Here is a 15,239-nt window from a genome sequence, read left to right as displayed (position 1 = left end):
TTTCGCCTTCCTCGACGTCGGGCGCGACTGGCCGCAGGCGCGCGCCGCGATCGAGCGGGTCCAGGCGGCGGCGCCGGGCGGCTTTGGCCTGCGGCTTCCAGAAGGTGTGCACCTGGACGAGTCAGCGCTGGCGCCGCTGCGCGGACGCGTCAACGTGCTGATGCACGCCGCGCCGGCCGGGTTCCAGGCGTTGCCCGGCTTCTTCCACCTGGTGCAGGTGGTGTCGCTGGAAGAAGCGCTGGAAGCGCAGCGCCTGGGGGCCGACGGCCTGATCCTCAAGGGCGCCGAGAGCGGCGGCCGGGTCGGCGCCTTCAACAGTTTCATCTTGCTGCAGCAGACCCATGGCCGCCTGACCCTGCCGTACTGGGCCCAGGGCGGCATGGGGCCCCACGGGGCGGCGGCGGCGGTGCTGGCCGGCGCCCAGGGCGTGCTGTACGACTCGCAACTGGCGCTGATGCCGGCCGCGCAAAACCGGTCCAGCCTGCACCCCGTGTTCAGGGCGATCAATGGTTCCGAGACGGCCGTCGCAGGTGGCTACCGCTTCCTGCGCCACAAGCTGTTGCCCGACGTGGACGACGAGACCGGCCGCGAACAATTGCTGGCGCGGATGAAAGGCGCCGACGCACCGCTGCTGGCCGGCGAGGACCTGGCGCTGGCGCAGCTGTTCCACGCCCTCTACGGCGACGTTGCCGGACTGGTGCACGCGACCGAGGAAGCCATCGCCGGTCACCTGCGCCAGGCCGCGCGCGCGCCACTGTTCGGCGCCGATACCGCGTTCGCCAAGGAGTATGGCTTGCGCTATCCGCTGGTACAGGGACCGATGGCGCAGGTGTCGGACCGGCCCGGCTTCGCGGCCGCAGTGGCCGACGCCGGCGCCATGCCGTCGATCGCGCTGGCCCTGCTCCCGCCTGAGCGGGCCCGGCCGATCCTGGAACAGACCCGCGAGCATGTCGGCGGCAAACCCTGGTGCGTCGGCTTGCTGGGATTCCTGCCGCCCGAGCTGTACAAGGCGCAGGCCGAACTGGTGCTGGCCATGGCGCCGTCGCACGTGATCCTGGCCGGCGGCCGGCCCGACCAGGCCAGGATTTTCGAGCAGCACGGCGTCAAAGCCTTCCTGCACTGCCCCACCACCGGTTTGTTCGAGCGTTTCCTGGCCGACGGCGCGCGCCGCTTCGTGTTTGAAGGGCGCGAGTGCGGCGGCCACGTCGGTCCCCTGTCGTCGATGACGCTGTGGGAAGGCCAGATCGCGCGCGCGCTCGAATCCGAGGCGTGCGCCGAGTTGTCGCTGCTGTTTGCCGGCGGCTTGCACGACCGCTTGTCCGGCGCGCTGCTGGCCGCCATGTGTGCGCCGCTGGCAGCGCTGGGCGCGAAAATCGGCATCTCGATGGGAACGGCCTATTTGTTTACCGGGGAAGCCGTGCGCGAGGGCGCGATCGTCGCGGCCTACCAGGAACTGGCCGTGGCCAGCAACGAGACCGCGCTGGTGCAGACCCGGCCGGGCCACGTCACGCGCTGCCTGCGCACCCCGTATGTCGATTTCCTGGAGCAGGAACGGCTGCGGCTGCGCAACGAAGGCAAGAGCCGCGATGAGATCTTCCTCGCGCTCGAACAGATGAACGCCGGCCATTTGCGCATCGCCTCCAAGGGCAGCAAGCGAATCGACGGGGTCGCCACCCAGGTCGACGCCGGCACGCAGCTGAGCGAAGGCATGTACATGATCGGCGACGTCGCCTGCCTGCGCCAGCAGGTACTCAGCATCGCCGGCCTGCACGAGGAACTGGCTGCCAGCGCGCAGCTGCTGCGCCAGTATCGGGACGATCGCGCAGCGCGCGCACAGCAAAGGGGCGCGCCATGCGACATCGCCATCGTCGGCATGGCCGGCATCTTCCCCGGCGCGCTGACGGCGCAGCAATTCTGGGCCAATATCATCGAAGGCAAGGACAGCGTCACGGAGGTGCCCGACACGCGCTGGAGCAAGGCGCTGTATTACGATCCAAAGGCGGCCGGCGCGCGCGGCGAAAAAACCAATTCCAAGTGGGGCGGCTTCGTGCCCGATTTCCATTTCGATCCCGGCCTGTTCGGCATCCCGCCGCAAAGCCTGGGCTCGATCGACCCGGCCCAGATCGCCGGCCTGCTGGTGGCCTACCAGGCCTTGCAGGATGCCGGCTACCTCGAGCGCGGCTTCAACCGCGAACGCACTTCCGTCATCTTCGGCATCGAGCCGGGCGCCGACATTTCCGGCGCCTATGGCCTGCGCATCATGCTGCCGCAATTGCTCGATGAACCGGCGCTGGGCCAGGCGCTGGACGGCTTGCCGCGCCTGACGGAAGACAGCTTTTCCGGCGTGCTGGGCAACGTCGTCTCGGGCCGGATCAGCAACCGGCTCGATCTCGGCGGCCAGAACTTCACTGTCGATGCCGCCTGCGCCTCGTCGCTGGCGGCGATCGACGCGGCGATCAAGGAATTGCGCTATGGCGAAAGCGACGTGACCATTGCCGGCGGCGTCGATTTCCACAACGGCATCCATGACTACCTGATGTTTTCCAGTACCCACGCCCTGTCGGGGAGCGGCAGGTGCCGCAGTTTTTCCGAGACGGCCGACGGCATCGCGCTGGGCGAAGGCGCCGGCGCCGTGGTGCTCAAGCGCTACGAAGACGCGTTGTGCGACGGCGACCATGTCTACGCGGTGATCCGCGGCATCGGCGGCGCCAGCGACGGCAAGTCGCTGGGGCTGACCGCGCCGCGCCGGCAAGGGCAGCAGCGCGCGCTCAACCGGGCCTACCGGCGCGCCGGTATCTCGCCGGCCGAAATCGGCCTGCTGGAGGCGCATGGCACCGGCACCGTGGTGGGCGACCGTACCGAACTGGCGACCATGGAAACCGTGTTTTCCAACGCCGGCAGCGCCCGCGCCGCCTGCGCGCTGGGTTCGGTCAAGACCCAGATCGGCCACACCAAGTGCGCCGCCGGTATCGCCAGCCTGATCAAATCAGCCTACGCCGTCGAACAGGGCCTGCTGCCCCCGACCCTGCACTTGGAGCAGCCCAACGCCTACTACCGGCAGGAACGCAGCGCCTTCTATTTCCCCGCCCGCACCATGCCGTGGCTGGAGCAGGAGCGCAAGGCCGGCGTCAGCGCATTCGGCTTCGGCGGCACCAATTACCATCTGGTGCTCGACCGCGGCGACGCCGACAAAGTCGCAGCCATCCCGTCCGCGCCCCAGGTCTGGCCGTGCGAATTGCTGCTGTTCCGTGGCCACAGCTTTGATCAGGCCCGCCAGCAGGTCGAACGCCTGCAAGCATGGCTGGCCGCCGGTCACCAGGACCGCCTGTGCGACATCGCCTACAGCCACCATCTGGGCAATGAGGGCGAAGGCCCGGTGCGGCTCGCGGTGGTCGCCGCCAGCGTGGAAGAACTCGGCGCCAGGCTGGCGCGCGCGGCCCAGGGCCAGGCCGATCCGCTCGGCGTCCACGTCGGCGACGGCCAGCCACTGGAGGGCCAGGTGGCCTTCCTGTTCCCTGGCCAGGGCAGCCAGTTCCCCGGCATGGGCGCCGACTTGTTCACCTACTTCCCGGCCACCCGGGCGCACCTGGCGGGCGAGCCGGCGCTGTGCGCGGCGATGTTCCCGTCCGGCGCCTTCTCGGACCAGCAGCACGCCGCGCAGCAAGCCGCGCTGACCGACACCCGTATGGCGCAGCCCGCGCTGGCCGTGGTCAGCCAGGCGGCGGCGCAGGTGCTGCGTGAGCTCGGCATCGAAGCCAGCCACCTGGCCGGCCACAGTTTCGGCGAACTGAGCGCCTTGTGCCACGCGGGCAGTATCCCGGCCGGCTCGCTGGTGCCGGTCAGCCGCCAGCGCGCAGACTGCATCCTGGGCAGTTTCGACGGCGAGGAGCGCGGCGCCATGCTGGCAGTCGAGGGCGACGCGGCGCTGGTGCATGCCGTGCTGGGTGAGTTGGGTGAGCTCGACATCTCCAACATGAACGCGCCGCGCCAGACCGTGCTGGCCGGCCCCGGCGGGGCCATCGCGGCGGCCCTGCAGAAATGCAAGCAGGGCGGCGTGCGTGCGCGCATCCTGCCGGTCGCCTGCGCCTTCCACAGCCGGGCCCTGGCCCCCGCGGCCGCGCATTTCGGCGCCTTCCTGCGCCAGGTGCCGCTGGCCCCAACGCCAACGGCCACGACGGTCTGGTCGAACCAGCACGCCGCGCCCTACCCGGACGGCATGTCCGCCGACGCGCTGGCCGATTGCCTGGGCCGCCAGATCGCCGCGCCCGTGCGTTTCGAAGCCATGATACGCGCCATGCACGCGCATGGCGTGCGCACGTTTGTCGAAGTCGGCGCGGGCGGCGCGCTGTGCTCGTTGGTGAACAATATCCTCGATGGCGAGGAGGTCCAGGCGCTGCCGCTGCTGTTGCGCGACGCGCCGCCGCTGAAAGGCCTGATGAACACGCTGGCCCGGCTGGCCACCCTGGGCGCGCCTATGGCGCCGGGCGCGCTGTACGCCAACCGCCGCCTGCGCCGGCTCGACCTGGCCCATCCCAAGGCGCTGGCGCCGACGATGTGGAGCGTCAACGGCCACCACGCGCGGCCGCTGCATGGCAAGCTGCCTGCACATGCCTACGATCCCGCGCCGGGCAAAAAGCTCGCGCTGGCGCCGGTGACGGCCCGGCCGGCGCCGCTCGACGACGGCCCGCGTGCGGCGGTGATGCGCAGTTATTTCGACAGCGTCAATCATTTCGTCCAGCAGCAGCGCGATGTCATGCTGGGCTACCTGGGCGCGGCGCCGGCGCCGCTGGCCATGCCGCTGACAGTGGCGACGCCACTGCCTGCGGCCCTGCCGGTCGCGGCAGTACCTGCCATACCTGCCATCCCAGCTGTACCGTTGGCGGACCGCGCGGCGATCGAGCGCAAGCTCAGGGTGTTGATTTGCCAACGCACCGGCTATCCCGAGGAAATGATCGAGCTCGATCTCGACCTGGAAGCGGATCTCGGCATCGACTCGATCAAGCGCGTCGAGTTGCTGTCGGAGATCGGCAAGGACCTGGGCGTGGCCGATGCCGGCACGCCCGATCAATTGGGCGACGACGCGGCGCAGTTCCTCGAAGAAGTCTCCAGGATCAAGACGCTGCGCGGCATCAGCGCCTGGCTGGCCGACTACGTGGGCCGGAACGCGGAATCGGTAGCGCCGGAACCGGCCGCGCCCGTGACGTATGACCGCAGCGCCATCGAAGCCCGGCTCAAGGCGCTGATTTGCGCCCGCACCGGCTATCCGGACGAAATGATCGATGCCGATCTCGATCTCGAGGCAGACCTGGGTATCGATTCGATCAAGCGGGTCGAATTGCTGTCCGAGATCGGCAAGGAACTGGGCCTGGCCGGCACTGGCGCAGGCGATGAACTGGGCGACGACGCCGCGCAATTCCTGGAACAGGTATCGAAGATTAAGACGCTGCGCGGCATCAGCGCCTGGCTGGCCGATTACAGCAAGCCCGAGCAAGGGCCGGCAGTGGCGCCGGAACCCGAATCCGGGGCGCCCTCGCCTTCCCCGGCGGTGCCGCTCAGGGTGCTCGATGTGCTGTACTCGGCGCAGCCATTACAGCCTTCGGCGCCAGCGCGGCTGGCCGGCAAGACACTGCATTGCGTCGGCGCGTCTGCGGCCCTGTACGACGCGCTGCGCCGGCAATTGGACGCGCTCGGCGCCAGGCTGGAGCCGCTGCAACGCGGCGCGCTGCAGACCGGGCTGCAGCTCGACACCAATGGCATCCTGTACTTCAACCGCGATGACGATGCTTATCAGGACGTGCTGGGCCTGTTCCATGCGTTACGCGCCTGCGATGCGCGCGACATGGACACCGTAATGACGATCCAGGACGATCCGGCACCATTGCGTCATCCGGACGGCAGCTACCACGCGCCCTCGTGCGGCAGCGGCGCCAGCGGCATGCTGGTGAGCCTGCGCTGGGAATGGCCCAAGGTGCCGATGATCCGTCCGCTGATCCTGCACGACGCGGCGCGGCTCGATTGCGAAGCGCTGGCCGCGCGCATTCTCGGCGAAATCCTCAGCCAGCCCGAGATACTGGCCCAGCCGGTCGCCTACTGCGACGGCGTCCGCCATGTGCGCAAGGCGTTGCCGCGCCCTTCGTACGTGGCTTCGACCGAGGCGCTGCGGCTGGAACCGGAGGCGGTGGTGGTGATCGTCGGCGGCGCCAGGGGCATCACCAGCTGGTTTGCCTCGGCCTTTGCCGAGCGATACCGCTGCCGCCTGGTGCTGCTGGGGCGCTCGCCGCTGCCGGCCGGCGCCGAACCCTTCCCCGGCGTCGACACGGCGCCCGCGCTGCGCCAGGCATTGCTGGCGCGGCAGGACGGCGCCGCGCGCGCCAGGGACATCGAGGCGACGGTGAACGCCATCCTGGCCGACAAGCAGATGCGCCGCACGATGGAGGAACTCGATGGCTTCGGCAGTGAAATCCTGTATTTGCAGGCCGACGTCACCGAGCCTGGCCAGGTCGATGGCGCGTTGCGCGAGGTAATGGCGCGGTACGACCGCATCGATGGCGTGCTGTTCGGCGCCGGCATCCTGGACGACCGCTTCCTCAAGGACAAGCAGGAAGCCTCGCTGGCGCGGGTCTACCACACCAAGGCCAGCGGCGTGGAAAACGTGCTCGACAGCCTGGACCGCCTGACCGAGCCGAGCTTCGTGGTGTTCTTCTCGAGCATTTCGGCCACGCTGGGCAACCGCGGCCAGACCGACTATTCGGCCGCCAACGCCTACCTCGACAAGCGCGCCATGGCGTTGAACGCCAGCCGCAACGGCCACTACCTGTCGGTCAACTGGGGGCCGTGGGAAGGCGCCGGCATGATCGACGAGACGCTGCAGAAACACCTGGAAGGCATGGGCATCCACGCCATCAGCCGCCGCCAGGGCGTCGATTTCCTGTTCGACGAACTGGGCGCCGGCAAGCGGGCCAGCCGCCTGATCGCCACCTGCGTCAAGGATGAGGCGCTGTTCTGGAGCGGGGAAATCGCATGAGCATGGGATTTAAAGTCGCCATCATCGGCATGTCATGCCGCTTTCCCCGGGCGCCGGATCTCGCCACGTTCTGGAGCAACATACAGGGCGGCGTCGACGCCATCAGCGCCTATCCGATGGCGCAGCGCTGGGGCCGGCAGGACGGCTATTACACGCCGGGCAGCGCGCCCGGCCTGGAGCAAACCTATTGCCACCGCGCCGGCGTGGTGGACGACCTGAGTTTCGATCCGCTCGCATATGGCATCGTGCCGCGCGAAGTCGAGGAGGCCGAGGCCGACCAGTTCCTCATGCTCGACCTGGCCCGCAGCGCGCTGGCCGACGCCGGCATCGTGCGCAGCGGGCGCGAACAGCCGGCGCTGCCGGTGGGCGTGATCCTGGGGCGTACCATGCCGATCGGACCGGTGACGATACGCTTCCTCGACCGCATCAAGCTGCTGCCGCAGTTGCGCCAGGGCTTGCGCGACAGTTTTCCCGGGCTGGACCAGGCCCGGCTCGACGCCTTCGCCGAGCGTTTCGTGGCCGAACGCAAGGCCGGCTTCGACAACAGCCTGACGCGCAACCTGGTGCCGGGTTTTGCCGCTTCCCGCCTGGCCAACCGCCTCAACCTGTGCGGACCGAGCTACATCCTCGATGCCGCCTGCGCGTCGTCTCTGGTGGCGATCGAAAACGCCATCATGCAGCTGCAACTGGGACGCTGCGATGTGATGCTGGCGGGGGGCGTGCATGTGCCGCTGACCCAGGGTTACTGGTCGATGTTTACCAATATCGGCGCACTGTCGCGGCAGGAACAGATCCGGCCCTTCGATCGCGGCGCCGACGGCCTGTTGCTGGGCGAAGGCGCGGGCCTGGTGGTGCTCAAGCCGCTCGCAAAGGCGCTGGCGGCGGGCGACCGCATCCATGCCGTGATCGAAGGCGTCGGCAGTTGCAGCGACGGGCGCGCGGAAAGCCTGCTGGCGCCGTCCTCGGACGGCCAGGTCCAGGCTTTCGACACCGCCTGGCGCAACGCCGGCATCGACCCCGGCCGCGCCGGCTACATCGAATGCCACGGCACCGGCATGCCGCGCGGCGACGAGGTGGAAAGCGGCTCGCTGCTGCGTTTCTTCGGGCCGCATATGCAGGGGCGGCAGGTGGCGCTGGGCTCGGTCAAGTCGATGATCGGCCATACGCTGGGCGCGGCCGGCATCGCCAGCGTCATCAAGACCGCCTGCGCACTGCGGGATGGCGTGCTGCCCCCTTCGCTGCACTGCCGCGAACTGCGAGGCGACCTGGCCGCACAGGGTTTTCACGTGCCGAGCCACAGCGCGCCGTGGGCGGAGGGCACGGACCGGGTGGCCGGCGTGAGCGCCTTCGGTTTTGGCGGCATCAACGCCCACCTGGTCATGAGCGCGCCGCCGGCGCCGACCAAGGTGAGCGCGCCGGTGGCGCTGGCGCTGGGGCAGGAACCTCGCCGGCTGGCCACGCAGGAAAACGTGCTGGCGCTGGCGCGGCCCGATCCGGGCAGCCTGTTGGCGGACCTCGATAGCGGCGCGCTGCATGCGGGCGCCGGGCCGTGCCGGCTGGTGCTGTTCGATCCCACGCAGGAACGCCTGGCCAAGGCAAGGCGCATCGTCGCGCGCGGACTGCCCTGGCGCGGCAAGCAGGACATCTTCTTCACGCCCGGGGGCCTGCTCGGGGCGGGCGGAAAACTGGCGTTCCTGTTTCCCGGGCTGGGCAACCAGGTCAATCCCGATTTCCGCGAACTGGCGCTGCGCTTCGGCCTCGACCTCACGCAACTGTCGGCCAGGGGCGATGACGTCCTGGTGAGCAGCAGCCTGCAGACGGTGTTTTCCGCCGATACCCTGTACCACGTGTTCGGCGCGCTCGGCGTCTCGCCCGATGCCATCGCCGGCCACTCGCTGGGCGAATGGATCGCCTGCGTATCAAGCGGCATGATTGGCGCGGCGCAGTTGGAAATCCTGGTCGAGCGCCTGCTCGCCCTGCAGGATGGTGTGATGGGCAAGGGTTATTTCCTGATGGCGGTCTGGGGCGGCGCGGAAAGCGTGCGCGCACTGCTGGCTGACATCGATGGCGTCGCGGTCGCGGTCGACAATTGTCCCGGTCATTGCGTCATCTGCGGCAGCGCCGCCGCGCTGGAAATTGCCCGGCAGCGCCTGCGCGCGCAAGGGCTGTTGTCGGTCAACATGGGGATCGAGGCGGCGTCGCATACACCGTTCATCCGCGCCGGCTTGCAGAGCATCCGTCCGCTGGTGGAACAGATCGTGCTGTCGGAACCGGCCGTGCCGATCTGGTCCTCGAGCCTGGCCGGGCCTTATCCGTGCGACGCCGACGGGATCAAGGAAGTCATTGTCGACAACATGGCAACGCCGGTGCGCTTCCGCGAACTGGTCACACGGCTCTACCAGGACGGCTTCCGTGTCTTCCTGCAGGTCGGTAATGCCGGCTTGAGCGGCTTCGTCGCCGACACCCTCAAGGGCAGCGAATGCATGACGCTCGACGCCAGCAGCGCCGACAAGAGCAGCGAACAGATGTTGCGGCGCGCGGCGGCCGGCCTGTACGCCGAAGGCAAAGCGATCGATTTTGAGCGGTTCGGGCTTTGCCGGCAGCAGGCCGAAGCAGCCGCGCCAGCGCCGGCGCTACGCACCACGCCGATGTCACTTGACGCCAACCTCGATGAGCTGCATGCCATGCCCGCACTGCCGTTCGTGGCGGGAACGTCGGCAGGGCTGGCGCCACTGGCGACGGCCGGATTGCTGCCGGCAGGTGCCGAGGGCTGCGCAGACCTGCACGCGCTCAGCATGGGCACGTTCCAGCGCGCGCAGCACGACGTCATGGTCGCCTTTGGCGCGGCTGCCAGCCGGCCATTGGCGCCAGCACTGGCCCTGGCTCCGGCGTCCGCGCCGCTGCACCAGGCCGGGGCGGCGATCGACCCGCACGTGGTCATCCACCGGCAGACCATCGAGATCGACCATGCGCGCTACCCGGAACTGTACGATCACGAGATCTACCAGTCCCACGCGGGCAGGCCCATCGCCGAACGCTCCGCCGTGGTGCCGATGACGATGATGATCGAACTGGCGTGCGCGCTGGTGTCGGGCTATCTGCCGGGCTGCGGCATCAGCGCCGTCCACAAGGTATTTTCATTCCGTTTCCTGGAAGTGCGTGGCCCGCTCGCGCTGGAGGCGCGCCTCTATCGCAAGGGGCGCAACCTGTATGCGGTCGTGGTCGAAGACCACTTTTCCTGCCAGGTGGAGGTGGCCGACAGCCTGCCGGTGGCGCCCCCGCCGGCAGGCGCCGGGCGCCGGCTGGATCCCGGCCATGTGCCGCCCTTCCCCCTGCAGCTCGAGTGCATTTACCGCGACCGCTGGCTGTTCCACGGCCCGCAGTACCAGGGCATCAAGCAGTTGGGAGCGATGGATGCCAGCGGCATGGCCGGCGTGGTGGCGGCCGCCGGCGGGTTGGGCGCGCTGGTCGACAGCGCTTTCCAGGTCGCCGGCGTGTGGTTCTGCTCGCACTATGATGAAGACAATGTGGTATTGCCGCTGAAGGTAGGCAAGCTCGAATTTTTCGCACCGCTGGCGGCGCTGCGCGATCCGTCGGACCGTTACGACTGCCATGTCTTCACCCGCCGTATCAGCGAGACCGAGTTCGTCTATGACCTCGAACTGAGCCGCGCCGGACGCTTGCAGGTGCGGGTCAGCGAGTTCACCGGCCGCCGCTTCAGCGGTGATCCGTCGCTGTTCGCCATCTTCCGCACGCCGGAGCGCCTGAATGCGATCAGCGAACAACTGGAGGACGGCCTGTTCGTGTTCGACCTGCCGTTCCGCTCCAACTGGACCCGGGTGATGCTGACCAATAGCTATCTGACCGGGCGGGAAATCGCCCGGGTCGACGGCAGCAAGACGATGGGCCACCGCAACGCGATATTGCGCGGCGTGGTGGCGGCGAAGGACGGCCTCAAGCAGTGGCTGGCGCGGCATCGCGGCGTCGACACGCTGTTCCCGTCCGAGATCGAGATCGGCCACGACGAGCATGGCGCGCCGATTGGCATCGTGGCCGGGCAAGACGCGCCGCTCGCGCTGTCGATCAGCCACAAGCCCGACATCGCGGCCGTCATCGTCGGTGGCGCGCAGCGTGTCGGCATCGACGTCGAGTCCATCGAGACGCGCGGCGAAGCCTTCGAGCGGCTCAATTATGACGCCGACGAGATCGCCTTTTTCGCGGCGCAGCCCGACGCCGAGCGGGCCTTCTGGCAGACGATGTTCTGGACCGCGAAGGAAGCCTGGGGCAAATACAACGGCCGCGGCCTGGCCGGCGCGCCACGCCGGATCAGGGTGCGCGAGGTGTGCCGCACCGGCACCGGATGGAGCGGACGGGTCGAAGGGACCGCGTTCAACGCGCGCCGCCACAAGGACGGCCACGTGATCAGCTGGGTGCGCGAACAGCAGCAAATACAACACTAACAAGGGAACAACGATGGTAATGACAAAAGTACTGGCCATGCAGGCGATCCGCGACGCGGTCCACCAGGTCGTGGGCGAGGAATGGGCGCAGGAAATGGTGGTCGACGACGACACCAGCTTGAGCGGGGGACTTGAGCTCGACAGCATCGAAATCGCCAGGGTGATCGAAATCATGCTCAAACGCTTTCCCGCAGTCGATTTCGAGTCCTGGTTCGCGCAAATGACGATGGAGCGGATCGCCGGCCTGACGGTGGGCGATATCGCCGGATTCATTGCATCCTCCCACCCGGAGCTGGCGGCGTGACGGCCGGTGCAGTGCCCGAGCTCAATGCGGTTTCGCTGGGCGGCGCCAATCGGCGCACCGTCCTGTTCGTGCACGGCATGGCCGGCACGGCCGGTCTGTGGGTGCTTGGCTATGCCTTCGGGCTGGTGAAGAATTATCACGTCGTGGCCTACGACCAGCGCGGCCACGGCTTGTCGCCGGCGCCGCCGTGCGGCTACCGCCTGGCCGACCACGCCGACGACCTGGAACGGATGCGGCGCCGCCACACCGACGGCCCGGTGGTGGTGGTCGGCTATAGCTACGGCGGCCACATTGCCACGCAGTGGGCGATGCGCTATCCACAGTCGGCAGCGGGACTGGTGATCGTCGACACGCCGCCGCTACCGGTGGCGGCGCCCGATATCGATGCCATGCTCGATGGCGTGAGCGCGGTGCTGGGCGGCGATTTCTCGCCGAGCGGCGGCTTCCTTGATCCGCTCAAGGACAGCTTGCGCGGCGACATACAACGGCGCCGGCGCGCGCTCATGAACGTCAAGGCGCGCCTTGACGTGTTGAAGCAGACGCGCTTCCGGCAAGAGGTGTTGAGCGACCAGCCATACAGCGACGCGGCATTCCAGAGCATCGCCTGCAAGACCACCCTGATCTACTCGAGCCGCGCCGGGCACCATGCCTATGCGCGGCGGCAGCAGGCGCTGATCAGGGACTGCGGCCTGGCCATCCTGGAAGGCGAGCACGATTTCGTCATCCAGCGCGCCGATGCCGTTGCCGCGGCCCTGCAAGCGTTCCTGGCGGGACTGCCCGACACGGCCTGGCGTCATACGGCCGCTCCAGCGCCGGTGGAGAGCTAGCGATGGCGCGGATCGTCTGCGCGGCGCCGCCGCTGTTCGGCCACATGACGCCCCTGGTGGCGCTGGCGGAGGGCTTGCGCGCGCGTGGCCACGACGTGCTGGTGATCGACTATTTCAGCCGGCCGTTCTGGCTGCCCTCGGGCCTGCGGCGTGTGGTGGTTCCCTCGTTTAACATCGAGCAGGCGATCGGTCACGTGGCCGATGGCGGCCTGGTGACGGAAGCGCTGCAGGCCTTGCAACAATTCTGCCTGGCGGTCCATGCCGACACCTTGCGGCATTGCCGCGAGTTTGCGCCGGACCTGCTGTTGTTCGACCAGTTGCTGCCGCTGGCGCCACTGCTGGCCGGTGAACTGGACTGCCGCTTTGCCTACACGATCAGCTCGCCGCTGGAGTTCCTGCCGAAAGACGAGCTGCCGTCCTGCGTCGGCAAAGGCATGGCGACCGCGTTCAATACGCTGTTCAGCGAACTGTGTGCGAGTCTGGAGCGCAGCTTGCCACACGGCGCAAACGCACTGGCCTTGCCAGCGCATTACCTCTGCTTTGCCACACCCACCTTTTGCGCGGCGGCGCCGGGTGACCAGCGCGCGGCCAGCGCCATCGGCACCACCGGCGCGGTGCCGGTGTCCTTTGTCGGCCCGGCCTTCGTGCGGCGCGAGCCGAGCGCCGACGACCTGGACCTGGCGGTCCGGATAGCCCGATTCAAGGGCAGGAAGTTCTTCGTTTCGCTGGGCTCGGTGTTGGCCGGCATGGAACACAACCGTGCGGCGGCATTGCGCATATTCCGCCATATCGTGTTATCCCACAATGAGGCAGATTGCCTGTTCCTGTTTTCGGCGCCGCCCGATCTGCTCAGCGAAGCGCTCGCGGACTTGCCGCTCGTGGCCACCATCCTCGGCAGGCCCTTCGTCAACCAGTTTTACCTGATCGAGCAGTTCGACCTGGTCTTTGCACATGGCGGCTACAACACGGCTGCCGAGTGCCTGTATCACGGCGTACCGGTGATTGCCTTTCCTTTTGTGTTCGACCAGACCTGGGTCGCGCAGCGCCTCGAACAACTCGGCGTGGGCGTGCGCGTATCGCGCGTGCGCCACACGCCGGCGATGTTGCGCGCCCATGCCGACCGCCTGCTGGGCGACCGGGACGTGCACGCCGCGCTGGCGGCCATGCAACGCGATGTACGTCGTTTCGATGGCCCGGCGTGCGGGGCGCAGGTGATCGAGGCGGGATATCGACCATCCGCAGCCGGAACGTAACGTCGCATCTCCGTACCCTCTCCCACATGTTGTTAGCTGTTGCAAAAAAACAAATTGCAACAATTGGATAGTATTGCCGTTTTTATACTCAGTAAGATTCCTCCTACGCGACTCAGAAATCTCTGCCCCAAACGGAGTAGCGCAATCCACACGAACGTTTCCTGAAATCGGCCGGTATCCGTACCCAACTTTTGCTATCGAAGCGAGGTCGTCATCATGAATTCAAACGTCACGCCAGAGGCGCTGAATGCGCACCAAACCCTTCAATCTTCCACCTGGGTCTATCGAAGTTATCGCAACAATATTGGGCTTGTGGACGGCGATCCAACCAAAGCGCTGGCCTTAATCTTCGGCGAAGGCGTGTTCACCCTGACGCAAGACGAACAAACGATCTCCGGCGAATTCGTGATGTCGAGCGACTACATTCTTGACGTACGCGGCCAACTGACGGACACGGAATCTGCGACCAAATTGGCGTTCGTGGGCAAAGGCCGCCCAGGTACGCCAACTGAAGGCTGGGAATACGACTATCAGGCATTTCTCTGCCCGGTATGGCCGACAAGCGTCAATCAAGTGCCGGCATTCGTCGGGACCGTCCTAAGAGCCGTTCCGCACAACGGTGCGCCGGCAGGCGTTACGGCGAGCTTCATCATGTTGGCGGACACTTCGCACACTGGCGGCCAATAAGAGGGGCTCATGATTATCGGCATTCCAGTCTACCAGGGCGTCGACCTGCTTGACGTCACCGGCCCCCACGAGGTCTTCAGTTGGCTTGGCGACAAGGTGGAAGTGCAGCTGTTGGCCACCTCGATTGACCAACCTGTCGTCACCCGGGATGGTTTCCGATTTCTCGCGTCGAAACGATTATCGGACGTCGACAAATTGGACATTCTGTGGGTGCCTGGCGGCGATCCCAAGGCGTTGGCAATGCTGATGGATCGCCAGGACGGTGGCGTCTTTCTTGATTATCTGCGCCGTATCGGCGAGCAGGCCACCTGGGTTTGTTCAGTATGCGAAGGTGCGCTCCTTATAGCCAGGGCGGGCCTGCTGGACGGCTACAAGGCGACCACGCACTGGGCATTTCTGCCCTGCTTGCGACAGTTCCCCCTCATCGACGTCGCAGACGGCTTCCCGCGCTTCGTCCACGACCGAAATCGGCTCACCGGCGGCGGCATTTCGTCCTGCCTGGATGAATCGCTGCACCTGGTCCGTCAGCTATTTGGCGATGAGACAGCGCGGAAAGTGCAACGCAACCTTCAGTATTACCCGCAACCTCCATTTGAAAGCGACATCGTAGAGCCTGAGAAATGCATGTTCTCCTGGTAGAGCAAGCCAGTTGACTTGCCCCCATTCGCAACCAATATCAAGAAA

The 15,239-nt window shown here is 67.2% G+C and carries 6 protein-coding genes and 1 pseudogene; all 7 read left to right on the top strand.

The window, feature by feature from the left end; translation table 11 throughout:
* Positions 1-208: 208 nt before the first annotated feature.
* Positions 209-6,829, top strand: a pseudogene (locus GJ700_RS08080) (SDR family NAD(P)-dependent oxidoreductase); the annotation flags it as partial.
* Positions 6,830-7,020: 191 nt separating this feature from the next.
* A complete protein-coding gene (locus GJ700_RS08075) occupies positions 7,021-11,484 on the top strand; it encodes a type I polyketide synthase (RefSeq protein ID WP_154372414.1) in 4,464 nt (1,487 codons plus the stop codon).
* A gap of 19 nt (positions 11,485-11,503) precedes the next feature.
* Entirely contained in the window at positions 11,504-11,788 is a 285-nt protein-coding gene (locus GJ700_RS08070; protein ID WP_154372412.1) for a hypothetical protein, read from the top strand.
* A complete protein-coding gene (locus GJ700_RS08065) occupies positions 11,785-12,615 on the top strand; it encodes an alpha/beta fold hydrolase (protein WP_154372410.1) in 831 nt (276 codons plus the stop codon). Before GJ700_RS08070 ends, GJ700_RS08065 begins: the two co-directional genes overlap by 4 nt.
* A 2-nt stretch (positions 12,616-12,617) precedes the next feature.
* Entirely contained in the window at positions 12,618-13,868 is a 1,251-nt protein-coding gene (locus GJ700_RS08060; protein WP_154372408.1) for a nucleotide disphospho-sugar-binding domain-containing protein, read from the top strand.
* 216 nt (positions 13,869-14,084) lie between these two features.
* Positions 14,085-14,555, top strand: coding sequence for a hypothetical protein (locus GJ700_RS08055; RefSeq protein WP_154372406.1), 471 nt, complete (start codon positions 14,085-14,087; stop codon positions 14,553-14,555).
* A gap of 9 nt (positions 14,556-14,564) precedes the next feature.
* Positions 14,565-15,194 (top strand): DJ-1/PfpI family protein, encoded by a 630-nt coding sequence (locus GJ700_RS08050; RefSeq protein WP_154372404.1) that lies wholly within the window; start codon positions 14,565-14,567, stop codon positions 15,192-15,194.
* The last annotated feature ends 45 nt before the right edge of the window (positions 15,195-15,239 follow it).

The organism is Pseudoduganella rivuli, assembly GCF_009674485.1.
GTDB lineage: Bacteria > Pseudomonadota > Gammaproteobacteria > Burkholderiales > Burkholderiaceae_D > Rugamonas > Rugamonas rivuli_B.
Note: the sequence above shows the minus strand (reverse complement) of the source record. Positions and strands in the feature narration are given on the sequence as shown.